Origin of the sequence: Paractinoplanes polyasparticus (genome assembly GCF_019710575.1) — a bacterium.
Taxonomy (GTDB): Bacteria; Actinomycetota; Actinomycetes; order Mycobacteriales; family Micromonosporaceae; genus Actinoplanes; species Actinoplanes polyasparticus.
This window is the reverse complement of the sequence record NZ_JAHWFK010000001.1, coordinates 721,369-737,761: the sequence shown is the minus strand read 5'-3', so window position 1 is coordinate 737,761 and position 16,393 is coordinate 721,369. Positions and strand designations below refer to the sequence as shown.

Below are 16,393 nucleotides of genomic sequence, written 5' to 3'. Positions count from 1 at the left end.
CCGCCCGCACATCAAGCCGTCGTGCGGGTCCGGGTCAGCACCCGCCACCGGTTCGCCGGAGCCGAATAAACGCAGTCGAACGTGTCGAACGAGCCCGCCGCTGTTGCTGCCGGCGCCGCACCGGACGACACGACGAAAGCGCCCGCCCCGGTGGCGAACACCGGCGTGTACGCCCCGTTCGCGCCGACCTCGTACAGGATGCGCTGCCCGTCGGTCGGGTTCGTCGGGGCGCCGAACGTGCGAGCGGCGGTGATCGTGACCCGGAAGGTGTCGCCGAGTGACGCGTTGGTGGCGATCGTGGCAGCGTCGGTCAGGTTGACGACCTTGGTTGGTTGGACAGCGGTCGGCTGCTTCACTACGGCGGCGACCGTGCCCGGCCCGTCGTAGGTGACATCGCGCAGCACCAGCGTGTCCGCGGTGTCCGCGTTTACCGTCGACCCGGTGTCGGCGTACACGTCCACCGGGCCGAACACGTTCGGTTTCAGGTTGTAGCCGTTGTCGTCGTCGACCAGCGTGATCGTCGCGGCTGGCTCGACGTAGGCGAGACCGCAGCGGACCCGGCAGCCGTAGCCGTCAAGGTCAGCCAGGGTGGAGCCGTTGCGCATGGTGACGTGGACGAAGTCGAGGTCGATGTCGTAGGCGGACGATCCGACCTGGGCGGTGGTGGCGAACTGTTCGACGTTGCAGTTCATCAGCCGCATGTGCGCGGAGCCGCCGGTGAACTTCCACGCCACGGTGCCGGTTGCGGCCGGGTTGCCAATGGAATGGCAGGTGATCATGGCCATTTGGTTGACCTGGCCTGCCACCGAATCGAAGTGGTACGCCGCCCCGTTGTTGCCGCCGTTACCGATGTCGACGAAGCACCGGTTGACCGTCATGTCGCCCGGGTTGAACGCGGAGTTGCTCGACGAGAACCGCATCCCGTTGGTGGTGCCGTTGACCTCGACGTCCTGGATGGTGGCGCGGAACATGTTGTCGAGGTCGAGCGCCCACCCGGTGTCGGTGCCGTCGAACGGGCCGATCACCTGCACCCGCATGATGCTCGACAGCCACGCCGACCGGTAGCCACCGGCGGGCACCACTGCGGAGGCGACCGCCTGGATGCCGTCCGAGGCGCCGGCCGTTTCGAGGCCGAGGTCCCACACGTGCGCCCGGACGCTCCTACCGAGCCGGATGCCGCACGAAATACCTGACGCGACGTCCAAGGTGGTGTTGGTGGGGCCCTGCCCGCGCAGGTACAGGTCCTGCTCGATGTTGACGTCGTCGAAGCCTTCGATAAGGATCGGCGCCGCCAGGTTGTAGGTGCCCGCGGTCAGCAGCACCGTCCCCCCGGCACCGCCGCGGAGCGCCGTCAATGCCTGGTTGATCTGGACTTCGTCGGCGGTCCCATCGCACTGGTAGTCGCCGGTGATCCCTGATCCGTTCGCAGCGACCACCAGCGTGTTCGGCAAGGTCGCTGTGCCACCCGCAGCAGGGGTGACCCAGCCGACCCCGGCGGTGAGCGCAGAGTTCGCTGCCAGCACCTGCCCGTTGGAGCCGACAGCGACCCGGGCGATCGTGTCCGCGGCAGTCCCCACGAGCAGGTCACCTTTGGCGTCGATCGTGGTCAACGAGACCGGGGTGGACGTGTCCCGCGGCTCCAGAATCCACGACACGGACGTCCCGGTGTGCCTGAGCCGCAGCGGCCCCGTGTACCCGTCCGGGCCCTGAAAGACCGGGATCTGCCCGACGCTGGAACTGGTGACCAGGTTCGACGGCAGGGCAGCGCCGGCCTCGCTGAGAATGCTGGTCAGCTGAACACTGTTGGCCAGGTTCCACACGGAGAACGTCTGCGCCGACGGCAGGGCAGCCACCAGGGTTCCGTTGATCGTGGCGTCGGTGACGATGATGTCGTTCGCCCCGCCGCCGTAGGTCAGTCTGGCCATGCCGCCTCCTCAACGTCGTGGCAGCAGCAGTTGCACGCCTGGTCGTCGCAGCCGTCTTGCTCACGGAAGCACTCCGGCGAGACGAAACCGATCTGAGCTGGGGCGTCGTGCCGCATGCAGTCCTTCTTCCTCAGTCGGGAAGATGCCAAGGAAGAAGGACGGTCGCTGTTCTCGGCTATGCGGCATCCCGCATCTGCCGAGCCTTTTCAACCTTGCGCCGGTTACGGGCGGTGCGGCACGTCTTGCACTGGCGTTTGCTGGACTCGAAGTAGACGTTATCGAGGGTGTACTCATGCCTGTTACGGCAGTGAGTGGGCGGGGGCCGCTTGCCGCTGCGCCCCCGGCGCACCCGATCAGCAACATTCTGGACTAGATCACCGACGTACAGATGGGCCAGGTTGACGCAAGGCGGGTTGTCGCAGTGGTGCAGCGCCCACTCGTCCGCTGCTAGCGGTTCGCCGCGCTGGTGTCCAAGAATCCACCGTGTCGCGCGGTGTGCACGGTTCGTGTAGAACATGCCGTAGCCGTCCGGGTCGCTGGCGCCAGTCCAGAGGTGGCATCCCTCGGGTCCGGCAGAAGTGTCGACCTGCTCGTTGAATCTTTCCATGGGGGACCTGCGAGGATCAGCCGTCGACCCGTGCTTCCGCAGCCGGATGTAATGCTTACTGCACAATCCTCGCCCGTTAACGATTCCATCGCAGCCATCCTCAGCACAGGTGCTCCGGCCACGCGGAGCTGGCGCCCAGAGAGGATCGCCGTAGCTCAACCAGCGGTGGTAGTGGGGGCGGCAGTACCCCTTCACCCTCGATCGCTCATCGCAGCCCGCGACGGAACAAGCAGCGACCTCGACTACCCGCCTGTTGATGACGTGAGGCAGGGAGCCGTCATCCAGCTTGGCCAAGTAGTGCTTATGGCAGAACCCTCGCCCAGACTTCACGGGCTTGTTCGTGCAGTTGTCCTCAATGCAGGCTGTACCATCACCCATCACGGGCTCCTGTCGACTAGGGGTTCCGTCAGGTCCCGGGGTGTTAGCGCACCGCCGGGACCACCTATTTTCCCACTTCGCAATTGATGATCGCAATTTCCGATCACTCGTTTGTGGCGGTATTTACTAGCTGCCTAGAGCGGCCTGAACGTCGCCGCGGAAACGGAATCCGATCGCCGTGCGGATACCATCGAGAACGGGGTCGCCGGTTGAACCCGACTTCCAGTAAGCCTCAATGGTTTTTGAGTCAGCTACGGCGAGAGAGCGCGATACGGATGCGTCGAAGTCGGCGCCGAGGCCGAACTGCGACGAAACGTCTGGCACCGCCAGTGTGGCGATCCGCTCCGCTGCGGCCTGCACCATGGACGCCTCGTCCTCCATGCCGAGAGCCAGACCCTGCGACACATTGCGACCGAAACCCATCGCCACCCGCGACGGTGAGTTGATCCCGAGGAAATTCCTGACCGGATCCTTGATGTTGTTCTGGATGAATGAGACGACCCGGTTATACAGCCAGCCACCCAGCGACGAAATGCCCCGCCATAGGCCATCAACGACGGCGCGACCAGCGTTGGTCAGGAGCGAGCTCGCCCCATTCAGGGCGGTCACCACGTAGCCCTTGACCTGCGAGATCCTGGAGCGCAGCGAGTTGTACATCTGCGCCGCTCCGTTGCCAAGCCCGGCGATCAGGTTCCTTCCTGCACCCACGAGAACGTTCCCGGCCCCGTCAAGGCCACGCAGGACGAACGTCTTGGCCTGACTCGCCCGCGACCGCAGCGAGTTGTACGACTGCGACAACCCATTCATCAGGCCAGACACGGCCGACTTACCCGCCGATGTGAGCCAGCCGCTCACCCCGTTCGTGGCCCTGACGACCACGCCCTTGATCTCGCCTGCCCTGCCTCGAAGCTTCCCGAACATCGAACCAAGGCCGTTGATCAAGCCTTGGATGATGTCCTCGCCGACCTCTGCGTACACCGTCGACGGGGAGTTGATGCCGAGGAACTTCTTGACCGCCTCGAGCTGCCCGCGGAAGTAGCCGAGCAAGATGTCCCCGATGATCGAACCTTGGAACTTCAGGCCCGCAGCAACCCCGGCGACAATCCCCGCGCCGATGTCCTGGCCGAGCCCGCCGGTGTCCCCGCCCCCACCGAGTGCCGACTTCACCGAGTCGTAGACACCCTTGACCTGCTTCGCCAGCGCGAATGCCTTCGTCAACGATTGCTGCACGCTGGCGATGAAGTCGCGGATCTTCTGCTGGTTCTTCGGGTTGTCGAGGTAGTCGGCGACGCTTTTGAGCCCGTCACGGAACTGCTGTAGCGGGTTCGCGGCACCGCTCTTCGGCGACGACCCGGTGATGATCTCGAAAATGTTCCCGATGATCCGGAACACTTCGTAGCCCATGCCGCCGATGTCCTCGAGGGCCTGCGCGGCCCGGTCGAAGAAGTCGGCCAGCCGCCCCGACTTGTCGCCGTCCTGCACCCACTGGGAGAACTTCTCGACGATGCGGGCCAGACCGTCGCCCAGCTTCTCCACGAACGGTCCGGCCGCCCGCGACAAGGTGCCGAACGCAGGCACCAGGTCGTTGGTGATGGCGCCGCCGACCCGCTCGAGAAGCTTGCGGAACGACTCGGCGCCGGCCTGCATGTCGTCCATGAACTTCGGCGCGGTGATCGCCGTGCCGAGGTTCTTGAAGAAGCCGTTGAACGTGTCCGCGTACGACCCCAACGTGACCTTGAGTCGGGGGATCCATTGTCGGCCCACGTTCGTGACGGTCTTGTCGAGGCCTTCGAACAGCCGCTGCTGCACGTCGAGGCGTAGATCTTCGAAGGCGGGCTTCAACGCTTTGATCGCGTTGACGAACTTCTGCGCCGCCGGGGCCAGCTTCGTGACCTCTTTAGCGACCCCGCCGCCACCTGCGGCCACCTTCTGCTGACTCGCAGCCAAAGCGTCCTGGGCGCTCTTGAGCCCGTCCGCGGCGGCTTTCTGCCCGTCGAGGGCAGACTTCACCCCGTCCTGCGCACTCTTCAGCGAGTCGGCGGCGTCGATCAGCCCGTCCTGGGCGGCGACGACACCCTGCTGGGCGTCCTTGACCGCCTCCCACGCCTGCTTCTGGTCTTCGAGCGCGTCCTGAACCTTGTCGCTGCCCTCGACGCCTTTCTTGGCGGCCTCGTCCGACTCCTTACGCAGGTCGTCGGTGGCGTCCGCTGTTTCCTCGATGGCGAGCTGGGCGCGCTGGTAGTTCAGTTCCGCCTCACGGATCTTGCGGATGTCGCCGGTCTGCTGCGCCTCACTGAGCGCGAACGCCGCCTCGTCCAAAGCCAGTGCGGCCTCAGCCTCGGAGATGACCGCACCCCGCAAGGCGCGGCCCAAGTCCTCGATGTCTTCCTTGGCTTCGCGCCGGGCCCGGTTGACGGCCTCCTGAGACTTGGCCGCCCGCTCCTGCGCCTTGACAACCTGGTCCTGCGCGTCGACCAGGGCGCGCTGCGCAGACCGCAAACCCCGCTCGGCGGCAGCCACCGACCGCAGCGACGCCTCGTAGGCGCGGTTCGCTGCGGCGATACCCCTGCGGGCTGCCTCCACCTGGCGGGACGCGCCGGCAATCTGGCGGGCCTGGTTCGCAGCCTGACCGCCCGCACCCCCACCCCCGCCACCGCCGGACGGCTTGAACGCCTCACCGATGCCCTTGAATCCGAGGGCGAGGGTGCCGATCCCGGCGCCGATCCCGGTCAGCAACCCCGGCAGCGACGCGATCGCGCCCGCCAGCGCGGTGATCGCCGGGATGGCGATGGTGAACGCCGCCACCAAAGCCCCGCCGACCAGGCCGGCTGCACCCGCGACCGCAAGGAGCGATCCGACCAGTGCGCCGACTGTGCCGGTGGTCTGAGCCACCGACCCGGCCAAGCTGCCACCCAGCTGAGTAGCCGACCCGGCGGCCTGCTGCGCCAACTGGCCGATATTGCCCAGCATCGACGACACTGCGCCCAGGCCGGGGAGGCTTTTGGTGACGTTCGACAGGCCGGACAGGAATCCGCCGATCCCACCGGAGCCGCTCAGTCCCTTCTTGTCGACGTCGACATCAACTTTGACGTTCTGCCGCACCCGGGCAGCGACCGCGGCCAGATCGGCGCGCAGCTTCGCCTCGTACTCGGCGCGTGCCCCCGGCTCCGTCGGCACCTTCACCGACACGGATTGGCGGACCGCCGCCAGTTGGGCACCGAGCTCGGACCGCAACCGCTGCCCGTCCACCGTGGCGGGAACGTTCAGCTCCACCTGCCGCGACAGCTGCTGAATCTGCCGGCGCACCTGGTCGCGGAGGGCGGCGATCAGCGGGTCCATCGGCACCCGCAACGGCGGGACCGGGGTGTCCTTCACCTTCTCCGGGATGGAGTCGGTGTCCGGGTCCAGCGGCACCTTCACCGGCGGGGTCTTGGCCTTACCGACCTGATCGCCGAGTTTGTCCGTGTCCGCCTGAACCGGCAGCTTGATCGGCTTGTTGCCGATCGAGTCCTTGATCTTCTTGCCCATGTCGAGGCCCTTGAGGGCGTCCTCGACATCCTCACGAACGTTCTTGGCGAGGTCGCGGGCCTTACCGACGATCTCGATGCTGACTTCGCCGACGGAATTGGGGGAGGTCACGGGACCTCCCGCCGTCAGATCTTCACATCGGCGGGAATCTGACCAAGGTTCTGCAAGCGGCGTGCGATATCCGCACCCGACGACTTCGCCTTGGCCGGCGCGTCACCGCGGCCCTTGTCGTCCGGCAGCGGGATCGGCTTGGGTTTCTGCCCCTTGCCGCCGCCGCGCTGCCAGTTGCCGCCCTGGACCGCCAGCAGGATCTGCCGCAGCAGAAACTCACTGACGTTCCAGTCGGCCATCGGGCCACGGAGTTTGCGCGACATCAGCGATTCCGGATAGTCACACAGCCGGTGAATCAGGTTCAGGAGTTCGCGGGCGGGGAGCCGGCCAGAGCCTGATGCGTGGCCAGCCACGCCTGATCGCCGTCCGACAGCGCCCCGTTCGGCTTGGCCGTGGTGGTCTTGCGCGGGGCGCGTTTCTTCGGCGCCGCCTTCTTCGCGGGAGTGGCCTTCTTCGCCGAAGACCGCGACCGAGAGTCGGTAGCCGTAGAAGCATCGGAAGTCCGCCTCGAGCTCTTTCCAGTGCTCCCGGAGGAGCCGCTCGAGGCCGAGTCTTCCCCCAGCTGTCCGCCGCCGTGTGCGATCCACCGCTCGAACAGCATGAACAGCACCGGCGTCGGCACCGACACCTCGGACCAGCGGGCGGCCTGCTCGGGGCCGAACATGCGGTTGAACAGGTCGAGCACCTTGGCCACGTCAGCGGTGTCCAGGGTTTCGATCTCGGCGAGGATGCGGAAATCGAGATCGTTGATATGCGGCAGCGTGAACTGCTGGCCCGCCCACTGGAAGGTGTACGGCTCGCGGCGCAGTTCCGCATAGGCGGCGTCGAGGTCGTCGACGATCGGGGAGGCGGTCACGCGGTCACCTCCGCGGCCTGTGCTGATTCGACGAAGCGGGCGAGGCTGTCGCGGCGGCTGGCGAAAGCGTGGACTTCCGCACGCGTGTTCATTGCATGCTGTTCCAAATAGCTCAGCTCCGCCGCTGCGCGCATCCCGCCCAGGTCTTCCGGAAGCACGCGATCGAGGCTCTCACCCGCAGGCCAGAAGCGCGCGCCGGGAAGGACAGGCACGGGGGCGGCGAGCGGGACGTCGATCCGCTCCTTGAGGACGTCGGACGTGCAGGTCTCGCAGACAATCACGCCACCCGCCTCGTCGACCTGGTTGAGCCAGCAGGCGAACTGGAAGCTGCCGTCGTCGTTTCGGGTCACCCGAATCTCGACCTTGTCGGGAACCCGCCCGCCGTGAATGTTGATGCCGTGCGCTTCGAGGAACGTGCGAACCATGTCGAAGGCGGGCGGGTAGTTGGCGGGGGTGTCGCGTAGCCAAAGTTCGTAGGCGAGCGTTTCGATGCTGATCACGCGATCCCCGCCCTGCGGCTCGCGGCGGCCAGGCGGCTCATCACCGAGTCGGCGACCTGCCCCCCCAGCTTCTCCGGCTGCCAGCCCGCGATGTTCTGGCGCGGGTCCGGCTTGCCCGAGGCACCCCACACCGACGGTGCCGGCTGGTCGGGGGTGGCCGGGCTCGCCTCGGGCTGCTGACCGAGCGACGGGTCGCCGATGGACAGGGAGTCGACGGGCAGGACCAGGTTCAGGGCGACGCCCGACTCGCTGGGGGAGACGGCGTAGTCGAGGACAGGAACCTCGACGCCGTTGATGCGGGCCAGCCAGCCTGCCAGCTCGGTCGTGTTGACCTCACCGGCGGCCGGGTCGATGTGACCGAGTTCGCTGAGACGCTGCACGGTTGAGACGCGGTCAGCGACGGTGGAGTGGTCGGCGGGCCGTTCGGCGCGCACAAGCTCCACTCGGACAGGGTTGTGCATGGGATCTCCTTCGCGGGTTACGCGGGTGAAAAGACGCAGCCGGTCACCCGCGTGGGACCGGCTGCGTCGACTGTGAACGTGAGGATTACAGCGTGAGACTCACGTCTCCGTAGTAGCGGTACGCCACGTTGCCGCTCGCATCGACGTAGCACTTCACCGTGTACTCGTACGCGGTCGCGTCCTGCGACGACCACACGACGTCGCCGCGCTCGACCAGCTGGCCCAGCGGGATCACGATGCGCTGGATGCGGGTGCCGTCGAGACCGTGGAGCACCCAGGCGCGGATGTCACGCGCCGGCGGCTTCTCGGCGATGGACACGCCGTAGCCGGTCTGGGTCAGCGTGGAACCGGCGAAAGTCAAGCCCAGCGAAACAGCGTTCGTTTCCAGAGCGGCGAAACTGAACTGCTTGGTGTACTCGCCGGGCAGGGAAGCGGCGAGGGTGTTGCCCTGCCACATGAAAATGTCGTTGTAGTCCTGACTCGTCGACTCGGTGATGCCGTCGTCGGTCAGAGCCCCGAGCTCCTTGTAGATCGCCCCGTTGAGGCTCACGGAGGGGTCACCGGTCGGCAGGGTGGGATTGCTGACCCCGTAGCCGCTCACCGCGACCAACCCCTGCTGGTACGCGCGAATCTTGGTGGTATCGACCGCCATGGTCATTCACTCCTTTGGGCATGGCGAAGACCCGGCGGTCGGCCGGGTGAAGGGCAGGTCAGGAAGGGCGGAGGATCAGCCAGTGGCGAGGCGATACGCGGTGATTTTGATGTCCGCGTGATCGACGTTGAAGTTGAACGTGGTCCCATAGACGGCGATCGGGAACGGGCCGACCTTCTTGATCGCCGAAGCCGCCAGTGCCACCGTGGGATTCGTGACCGCCTGGCCGTCCACCGTCACGTTCACCACAGAGGTGAAGGTTCGAGGCGAAGCCCCGGCGTTCCTGATCTCCAGCCAGGTGGCACCGTCGTTGTTGATGTAGTGGAAGTTGGTGGCATCACCGTTGACCTCAGTGGCCGGCAAGATGCCGGTACGGACGACGTCGGTGACGGGCACGATGACGCGGGGCATTCAGACCTCCGGGCATGGCGAAAGCCCGGCGGGGCGCGCCGGGTGACTGCGGGCATGGAAAAGGCCCGACCGAAGTCGGGCCTCCTATGTGCGGACTAGCCGATCAAGGCCAGTTGTTCACCTTGCGGCAGGTAACGAGAGCGCTTTGCGCTGTTGCATCCGAAGTGCGCTGCTACCACGTTCGCGGGGGTATCCGGACCGCCTAGCGCCAGTGGAATCTGGTGATCGATTGAGGCGGCAAGCCGGTTCGTTCCTCGGCACTTCTTGGAGATCCGCTTTTTGCAGATCTGGCAGATCCACTTGTCGCGAGCGAAGATGTCGAATCGGTCGTAGGGTTCGCGCTCGACGCCCGCAAGGTGTGCCCGACGCACTTGGTTGGCCCGGTGGATGATGGCACGCCACGCCTCAGGATTCGCCAGCTTCCAGGCGGATAGGACGGCCTTCTTCCGAACCGGCAGGCACTTCTCGCACCACTTGCGCAGAACGCCCATCCGGTCGCAAGCCAGCCGTTTGCCGCACGCAGTGCAACTGGACCAGCGGCCTTCGATCTCGAAGGTGACCCGTGCAACCTCACTGAGCGCTGAGCTCAAGGAGGTGAAGTACTGGCGTTTCAACCGTGCCGCCCGAGCTGCCGCGCACGGTCGGCAACGCAGGACGCGCGGGCTGACAACGCGACGCTGAATGAAATGATCACCGCAGTCGATGCAGGTCCGATTGAGATCTGGTGGCGGCGCGTTCAGTCGCCGGATCTCCGAGTCGCGGCGCATCTTCGCCACGTAGGCTAGGTCAAGGCAGGGACGGCATTTCCATGCGACACGACCGACGACCACAGTGTGCTCGAAGCTCGAGCCGCAAGCGCAGGTCAACATGATTAGAGAACCCACCGGCCGGTGGCCTTGCTTGATTCTGTATTCCCGCTGGTAGCGATCGGTGCGGGCCACTCGACACCTAGGGCAGCGCTCGGGGCGAGGCCCTCGATGTTCCCAGACGATCTCACCCTGGCAGTCTTTGCACGGCCAGCGTTCAGGTTGGAGTCGTTCGCCGGTCCTGCGCCGCCGCGCTGCTTCACGGGCGCTCCTGCGATTGCGCTCCAGCCGGCACCCGTCGCAGTATTTGGGCTTGCCGCCGCCGGTCTTCTTGATCAGCTCCGTGTTGCAGTCCGCGCAGCGCAGACTCGTGGTGCTAGCGTCATTCACGTCGGCAGTACTCCTGGTCTAGTCAGGTCGTATCGTCGGCAGCCCCGGGAGCGCTCGAATCGCTTTCGGGGCACCTTTATGTACAGGTCAATTCTATCGTTTCTGCGCGCGTGTAACGAACTCGAAAGTGTTGCGCCACAACGGAACTAGACCACTCCGTGAAGGATGATGCGGTATGCGGCGGACCGCCGATAGACACCTGTTGCGGGTGCCCAGCTTGGCGCGCTCAGGGTGGAAACTCCGGTCACGAAGATCCCATTCCCGAACACGTGGCGAGGCAGGTCGAACCGCATCAGGTTCCACGTCCGGTGCGCGTACTCGCGGGCATGGTCGGCTTCGTCGGCGTACCAGTCCACGTCCAGGACCATGAAGTCGAGGGTGAGTTGGGTGTCGCCTTCGCCAGCGCCCCGCTGTACGTGTCCGACGGGTTCACTGAACGGCAGGTATCGGGTGACGTCCGGGTCAGCGTGGACCTGCGCCCCGACCTGCTGTTGAAGCCATTGGGCGACGAGGAGTTCCCCGTCCGCGTAGCCGGCCACTACCGGCCTGCCGCGCGCAGGGCGTTGCGCAGGAAGTGGTAGGCGGGCGTGCCCGGGTGGTTGACCTTGGCCACAGGGCGCCGGGCGCCGGGCCAGAACAGGGCTTGCGCGTTCTTGGGCCGGATGATGTGGGGTCCGCTGCCCCGTTCGAGGATGTCGGCGTGGGGCGCGGTGTTGACCACCTGGACAGCGGCTTGGCCCCGGATACGGGTGCGTTGCTTCTCGAACGATCGCCCGTACTCGCCGGTCTTGGAGTGCGGGGCGTACGCCTCCAACGCCCGGCCGATCACCTTGTCGGCGCGTCGTTCGAGCTCGCGGTAGACGGCGTTCGAGTTGCCGGCCGCGGTCTGCCCTCGCCGGTTGGGCCGGAACGTCACGTGCACGTCCGTCACGGCGACCCCCTCACCAGTAACCGCTGTAATCCCAGCGCAGATCGGCGGGCGGGAAGCTGTAGACCGGGCTGGGGGAGATGTCGACCCCGTAGTCCCCGGTGCCGCCACTGGCGTTACTCGCATCCACGAGGTCGGACAGGAGTGCTTCCATGCGTTTCTCCATGTCGTTGGCCCGCTGCAGCGACTGCTCGTCGGCTTTGAACTGCCGCTCGATCGCTGCTCCTGCCGCGAGGGCGGTGACAGTCCGGGCCACGTCGTGCATGGCAGTGGGTAGCGGGTTGACCCGCATCGCCACCCAGGCGCCCATGTCGGCGATGATTGCGTCCGCCTGGACGCCGTTGGGTGTCGTACTGCTGTCGAACGTGAGAGCAAAGACCGACTCGCTGTTGCGAATCGCCGCCGGGTTGCGCGCGAGAGTGCGATGGCTGATGTAGTTGGCGACCTTTGACCTGCCGGGCAGCCACGTCGGCCCGCCCGCCACAGGTGAGGCGACAACGTAGACCTCAAGGTCTTCGGAGCCTTCCCCGGTGCCGGTGACCGTCCAGTGCAGCACCCACCGGCCAGGCGCGGAGTACACGACAGGCGTGTCGGCGGTCCACCGTTGCTGCTGGTCGCTGCTCCCAGCGATGGGTTCCAGCACGCCACCTGAGGCGGGCACGACGGCGCTGGTGCCATCGGGTGCGTGGACCGTCAACGTTGCTGTGGTGTCGCTGTCAGCGGGCGCAACGACAATCCATGGCAGCTCGGAGTCGCCCGTCGCGACGTCAGTGGCCATCAGTCACCACCTGTCGTATAGCGAGGCCCAGCGGTGGTGCCTGCGGTGAGCCGGGAACGGGTGGCGCCGACAGTGAAACGGCCTGGCCGGCGCGGATTGCCACTGTTCGCGGTGGCTGCGCTGATCCCGTTGGCGACACCCACAAGGGAGGTGCTGCGGACTACGACACCTGAGGTGGCGGCGACGCCATTGGTGGTGCCGAGCACGATCCGGACCACGGTGCCGTCACCGGTAGCGGTGCTGACCCCGGCGGTAACGGACGTGCCGCCGCTGGCCGTGGTCGCGCTGCCGGTCGCTGCCGAGACGCCCGCAGAGGTGCCGTTGGTGTCGCGGTAGACGGTCCCGGCTGCCGTGGCGGTGCTGGTTGCCGTGACGGTGCCGGTGACGTCGGAGACGACGGTGGCGTTGCCGCTGCTGCCGCCCGTGCTGTCAGCGTTCCCGCCCCCGCCTGCACCCGCGAGGGTGGCCGAGCCGGTGGCGACAGCTGTGCCCGCCGCTGTGCCGGTCGTCGCGGTGACTCGTACAGCGGCGCCGGTTGCCCCGCCTGTCCCGGCTGTCGAGCCTGCGACTGCCCGTACGGCAGATGCCGTGCCGCTCGCACCCGCTGTGCCGTTGGCGTCGCCGTACAGGCCCGCCCCGGTCAGGGTTGCGGTCGCCGACGCTGTGGACGTTCCAGTCGTCGTACCGGACATGTCCCGGGTGGCCACGACAGCGCCGTTCGCCGTCGAGGATCCCGCGCTGGTGCCGGACGCTACAGCGCCGAGCAGCCCCGAGGCTGATGCTCCCGACGTGCCGCTCGTGGTTCCGGATGCGCTGGCCAGGCCGAGGTTGACTGTGCCGGTGGCGCCGCTGGTTCCTGCCGCCGTGCCGGATGCCATGCGCTCGACGCTGGACGAGCCGTAGGAGGTTCCCTGTCCCGCGATTGTTCCCGCAGCGACTGCGGTGACCGTGGTCGCGCCCGTTGCAGTGCTGGTGGCGTCGGCGGTGCCCGCCGCGCCTGCCCCGACCACAGTGGCAGCCCCGGTGGCCGAGGTCGTTCCGCTGGCCGTGCCTGTTGCGTCACCGACGACGGTGCTGTTGCCCGTGCTGCTGGCGGTTGCGCTCGTGGTGCCGGTGACTGCCCGGTCGGCCGTAGCGGTGCCGCTGGCCGCACTGGTCGCAGCGCTGGTGCCCGACGCCGAGGTGGCGCGAGTTGCCGCACCGGTCGCCGTCGAGGTGCCCGCCGTTGTGCCGCTGGCCTCCCGTGCCAGGTTGGCTGTGCCGCTGGCTGCGGTTGACCCGGTCGCCGTGCCTGTCGCAGCGCGGGTGACTGTGGCGGGGCCGGTGGTGGTGGAGGAACCTGCTGCTGTGCCGGACGCAGCCTGGACGGCGGTTGCTGTTCCGCTTGCCGTGGACGTCCCGTTAGCGCTGCCGGTCGCGTCGTGGGTGGCAGCCCCGGCGATGTTGAGGTTGTCGGCCTCGTACAGGTCGCTGCCGGAGTCGCGGTAGCCCTCGAGTTTGACGTATCCGGCGGTGACGCCGGGCAGCCAGGCGGGCGCGGTTTCGGTGCGCCGGGTCGTCCAGGTCGTGCCGTCGGGGGAGGTTTCCCACAGCACGTTCCCTGCGGACTGGCGTAGCCGCCACCAGGCGTGGTCGGTGGAGTTGTAGGTGACGGTGGTGGTGTTACGGACGTCGGCGGTGTACCGCTCGAACACCAGGTCGCCGGTGTCGGCCTGGTAGTAGATCGACACCCGGTTGGATTCGTCCGGGCCGAACCCGAGCATCGAGTAGCCGAACACGCTGCCCGTGGTCGCCGGGTAGGCGCGGACGTGAACCGAGTCGAGGCTGTAGTTGCTGGCCGACACGTACGCCGACGCGCCGCTGTTGCAGGTGATCCGGGCCCGGCCGCCGGGCTCGGTGACGGTGCCGTAGTTCTGCGACCACTTCGTTGTGTCGACCGTGTTGTCGTCGAAGTTGTCGGTCAGGGTGCTCGTCGCAGCCGACGTCGGTGCGGCAGCCTGGCGCGTCGGCGCGATGACCGGATGGCCGTAGCTGAGGACAGGGACGCTGGTAGCGGAGACGGACGTACCGGTGAGCGAAGACTCGTTTGCTTTGTTGCCTGACCAGTCCAGGACCTTCTGGGTCGTCGATGCCTGATCGAGGACCCACATGGCTACGGGATTGGCCGCTAGCCACGCCTGCAGTGAGAACGCCAAAGCAGAGACTTGATCGTCACCGAGAGCGGTCTGGAAAAATGCAGCGGCTGCAAGGTCACCGTTCAGCACCAGCGACGAAGAGCCGCCGACGTCAAATCTGGTGATCGTGTTGGGCTGGTCGCTGCCTGCGGAGCTGTTAGCCCGGGTCCACGTATCGGTCCGGTAGACATACTTGCTGACCCGGGTTGCCGCACTGCCCGCCGGCTTGGACGCCGCGACGAAGATCCAACCATCTGACGTGGAATAGGGGATGGTAGGTGATGTGTTCCTGGCGCTGTTGTCGACGGCGACGTTGATGACGCCGTTACTGGCCAGGCGAATCGACGTACCACCAGAGAATGCGTAGGCGCTCGCCACGTACTGGGTGGCGTTGTTGACGTTGACCCGGCAAATTCCCACCGTCGTAAATGCTGACAGGGAGTTGCCCAGCAGCGCTCCTGGCGAAGCCTGCAGAAGGTCAGAGGAACCGTTGAACGCCCGCGCCACGGCCGACCTCCCAGCTAGGAAGTGGTGTAGGTCAGAGCGAGTGACACAACTTCGGCATCACCGGTCGCAGAGTCTGAGCCGTCCGACCCGACCCGGCACAGCCGCACCACCACGAAGTCCCCGGCCTCCACACTGTCCGCGTTCGTCAGGGTCACCGACGTGTCGAGCAGATAGCCCGCCGTGGCAGGCGCGGTCCCGGTCGCCGTGTTCGCTGAACCGAAACCCTTCGCGTCCACGTCCGTGGCGTCACCCGACGTGACAGCGGCCAGGCGCACATCCCAGACCACGCCGCCTGAAGTAGCAGACGCCGCCTTCCAACTCACAACAGCTATGGGAGCCGAGGCGTAGTCGGCGGGCATCCGGAACTGCCACGTGCACCACTCGTCGGCAGCCGCGTCGAAAAGTAACTGGAGCGCGTAGATGCCCGGGGCGGTCGCGCTCGACTTCACCCGCTGGATGGCCGGCGCCAGGTTCGAGGTGGTGCCGTCGGGGAGAATCGCCGCCCCGGGCGGAAAGATCAGGGTGCCTGTGGCGATAGCTCAACCCTCCTGGAACGCGTCGAGCCTCCGACCCGTAGGTGGAGGCTCGAAGGGAGATGCGGGCTAGGCTGCGGACTTCCAGCGGCTTGGGCCCAGCGGTTTTGTCAACGCATCCTTGGCTGACCATCCGCGTTCCAAACGAACGCGAATGGTGTGGGGTTTAAGCCCGGTCTCGGCGGCCCACGCTTTGAGTGATTGCGTGCGGCCGTCGTGCTCGATGAGAACTTCGGGTGCGACCTTAGCTATCGGTGTCGTGAGTGCCTTCTCGACCGACCAGCCAAGCTTGTCGATTCGCGCCAGGACTTGATGAGCGCTGACCCCCAACTCGCGGGCCCACTCGGTAGCCGTTTTCGATCGCCCACCGAGGGACAGCACTCGATTGTTGCTCTTGTTGTTGCAGTTTTCAGACGGCGTTCGCCATCGAACATTGCCGGGCTCATAGTTCCCGTCGTTGTCAATGCGATCGATCTGGTGGCGAGCAGAGGGCCTCGCGCCCACGTCTTGGTAGAAGTTCTCGAACGAGTCCTGCCAGCGCTTGCAGACTCCGATGCCCCGACCGCCGTACAGGGGGTAGCGCTCGGCGTTGGAGTTGCTGCACCGGTCCTTCATGTGTGACCAGATCACATACTCAGCAGCGCGGTCGTTTTGACCAGACATGCCATGACTGGTGTTTCGCTGGGTCACGACTTCAGAGTTGTAGCAGCCGCAACTTTGAGTGTTTCCCCTACGAAGATTGCCACCCTGAACTAGCTTTTCGGTTCCGCAATCGCACCGGCATAGCCAATATGCGCGGCCAGCGCGTCCGGGTCCAAGTTCAAGAACGGTCCAGCGGCCAACACGCC

At 66.4% G+C, this 16,393-nt stretch carries 16 protein-coding genes; all 16 read right to left on the bottom strand.

From position 1 onward, the window contains the following. Nucleotides 1–11 precede the first annotated feature (11 nt). The gene (locus KXC43_RS03640; RefSeq protein ID WP_221374411.1) at nucleotides 12–1,925 is read right to left on the bottom strand and encodes a hypothetical protein; all 1,914 of its coding nucleotides are present in this window, start codon (nucleotides 1,923–1,925) and stop codon (nucleotides 12–14) included. Between the two features lie 175 nt (nucleotides 1,926–2,100). After that, nucleotides 2,101–2,532, bottom strand: coding sequence for a hypothetical protein (locus KXC43_RS03635; protein WP_221374410.1), 432 nt, complete (start codon nucleotides 2,530–2,532; stop codon nucleotides 2,101–2,103). Between the two features lie 504 nt (nucleotides 2,533–3,036). Next, a complete protein-coding gene (locus tag KXC43_RS03630; RefSeq protein WP_221374409.1) occupies nucleotides 3,037–6,549 on the bottom strand; it encodes a phage tail protein in 3,513 nt (1,170 codons plus the stop codon). Between the two features lie 14 nt (nucleotides 6,550–6,563). Continuing rightward, entirely contained in the window at nucleotides 6,564–6,788 is a 225-nt protein-coding gene (locus KXC43_RS03625) for a hypothetical protein (RefSeq protein ID WP_221374408.1), read from the bottom strand. A gap of 62 nt (nucleotides 6,789–6,850) precedes the next feature. Next, the gene (locus KXC43_RS03620; RefSeq protein ID WP_221374407.1) at nucleotides 6,851–7,405 is read right to left on the bottom strand and encodes a hypothetical protein; all 555 of its coding nucleotides are present in this window, start codon (nucleotides 7,403–7,405) and stop codon (nucleotides 6,851–6,853) included. Next, nucleotides 7,402–7,905: a hypothetical protein gene (locus KXC43_RS03615; protein ID WP_221374406.1), complete on the bottom strand. Its 504-nt coding sequence runs from the start codon at nucleotides 7,903–7,905 to the stop codon at nucleotides 7,402–7,404. The genes KXC43_RS03620 and KXC43_RS03615 overlap by 4 nt, the downstream gene beginning before the upstream one ends. Further along, nucleotides 7,902–8,366, bottom strand: a complete 465-nt coding sequence (locus KXC43_RS03610; RefSeq protein ID WP_221374405.1) for a hypothetical protein — start codon at nucleotides 8,364–8,366, stop codon at nucleotides 7,902–7,904. Before KXC43_RS03610 ends, KXC43_RS03615 begins: the two co-directional genes overlap by 4 nt. Nucleotides 8,367–8,451: 85 nt before the next feature. Next, nucleotides 8,452–9,018: a phage tail tube protein gene (locus KXC43_RS03605; RefSeq protein WP_221374404.1), complete on the bottom strand. Its 567-nt coding sequence runs from the start codon at nucleotides 9,016–9,018 to the stop codon at nucleotides 8,452–8,454. Nucleotides 9,019–9,093: 75 nt separating this feature from the next. After that, entirely contained in the window at nucleotides 9,094–9,429 is a 336-nt protein-coding gene (locus tag KXC43_RS03600) for a hypothetical protein (RefSeq protein WP_221374403.1), read from the bottom strand. 95 nt (nucleotides 9,430–9,524) lie between these two features. Beyond that, entirely contained in the window at nucleotides 9,525–10,370 is an 846-nt protein-coding gene (locus tag KXC43_RS52580) for an HNH endonuclease (protein ID WP_221374402.1), read from the bottom strand. 401 nt (nucleotides 10,371–10,771) lie between these two features. Further along, nucleotides 10,772–11,164, bottom strand: a complete 393-nt coding sequence (locus KXC43_RS03590; protein WP_221374401.1) for a hypothetical protein — start codon at nucleotides 11,162–11,164, stop codon at nucleotides 10,772–10,774. Then, nucleotides 11,164–11,556 (bottom strand): hypothetical protein, encoded by a 393-nt coding sequence (locus KXC43_RS03585; RefSeq protein ID WP_221374400.1) that lies wholly within the window; start codon nucleotides 11,554–11,556, stop codon nucleotides 11,164–11,166. The genes KXC43_RS03590 and KXC43_RS03585 overlap by 1 nt, the downstream gene beginning before the upstream one ends. 10 nt (nucleotides 11,557–11,566) lie before the next feature. Next, entirely contained in the window at nucleotides 11,567–12,331 is a 765-nt protein-coding gene (locus KXC43_RS03580) for a hypothetical protein (RefSeq protein WP_221374399.1), read from the bottom strand. Next, nucleotides 12,331–14,481, bottom strand: coding sequence for a beta strand repeat-containing protein (locus tag KXC43_RS03575; protein ID WP_221374398.1), 2,151 nt, complete (start codon nucleotides 14,479–14,481; stop codon nucleotides 12,331–12,333). Before KXC43_RS03575 ends, KXC43_RS03580 begins: the two co-directional genes overlap by 1 nt. Before the next feature lie 545 nt (nucleotides 14,482–15,026). Beyond that, nucleotides 15,027–15,461: a hypothetical protein gene (locus tag KXC43_RS03570; protein ID WP_221374397.1), complete on the bottom strand. Its 435-nt coding sequence runs from the start codon at nucleotides 15,459–15,461 to the stop codon at nucleotides 15,027–15,029. 153 nt (nucleotides 15,462–15,614) lie between these two features. Then, nucleotides 15,615–16,235 (bottom strand): hypothetical protein, encoded by a 621-nt coding sequence (locus tag KXC43_RS03565; RefSeq protein ID WP_221374396.1) that lies wholly within the window; start codon nucleotides 16,233–16,235, stop codon nucleotides 15,615–15,617. Between the last annotated feature and the right edge of the window lie 158 nt (nucleotides 16,236–16,393).

Excerpts from the sequence above, each read along its gene's own strand:
- KXC43_RS03640 (WP_221374411.1), bottom strand. The coding sequence starts at position 1,925 with ATGGCCAGACTGACCTACGGCGGCGGGGCGAACGACATCATCGTCACC.
- KXC43_RS03635 (WP_221374410.1), bottom strand. The coding sequence starts at position 2,532 with ATGGAAAGATTCAACGAGCAGGTCGACACTTCTGCCGGACCCGAGGGA.
- KXC43_RS03625 (WP_221374408.1), bottom strand. The coding sequence starts at position 6,788 with ATGGCCGACTGGAACGTCAGTGAGTTTCTGCTGCGGCAGATCCTGCTG.
- KXC43_RS03610 (WP_221374405.1), bottom strand. The coding sequence starts at position 8,366 with ATGCACAACCCTGTCCGAGTGGAGCTTGTGCGCGCCGAACGGCCCGCC.
- KXC43_RS03605 (WP_221374404.1), bottom strand. The coding sequence starts at position 9,018 with ATGGCGGTCGATACCACCAAGATTCGCGCGTACCAGCAGGGGTTGGTC.
- KXC43_RS03600 (WP_221374403.1), bottom strand. The coding sequence starts at position 9,429 with ATGCCCCGCGTCATCGTGCCCGTCACCGACGTCGTCCGTACCGGCATC.
- KXC43_RS03580 (WP_221374399.1), bottom strand. The coding sequence starts at position 12,331 with ATGGCCACTGACGTCGCGACGGGCGACTCCGAGCTGCCATGGATTGTC.
- KXC43_RS03575 (WP_221374398.1), bottom strand. The coding sequence starts at position 14,481 with ATGTGGGTCCTCGATCAGGCATCGACGACCCAGAAGGTCCTGGACTGG.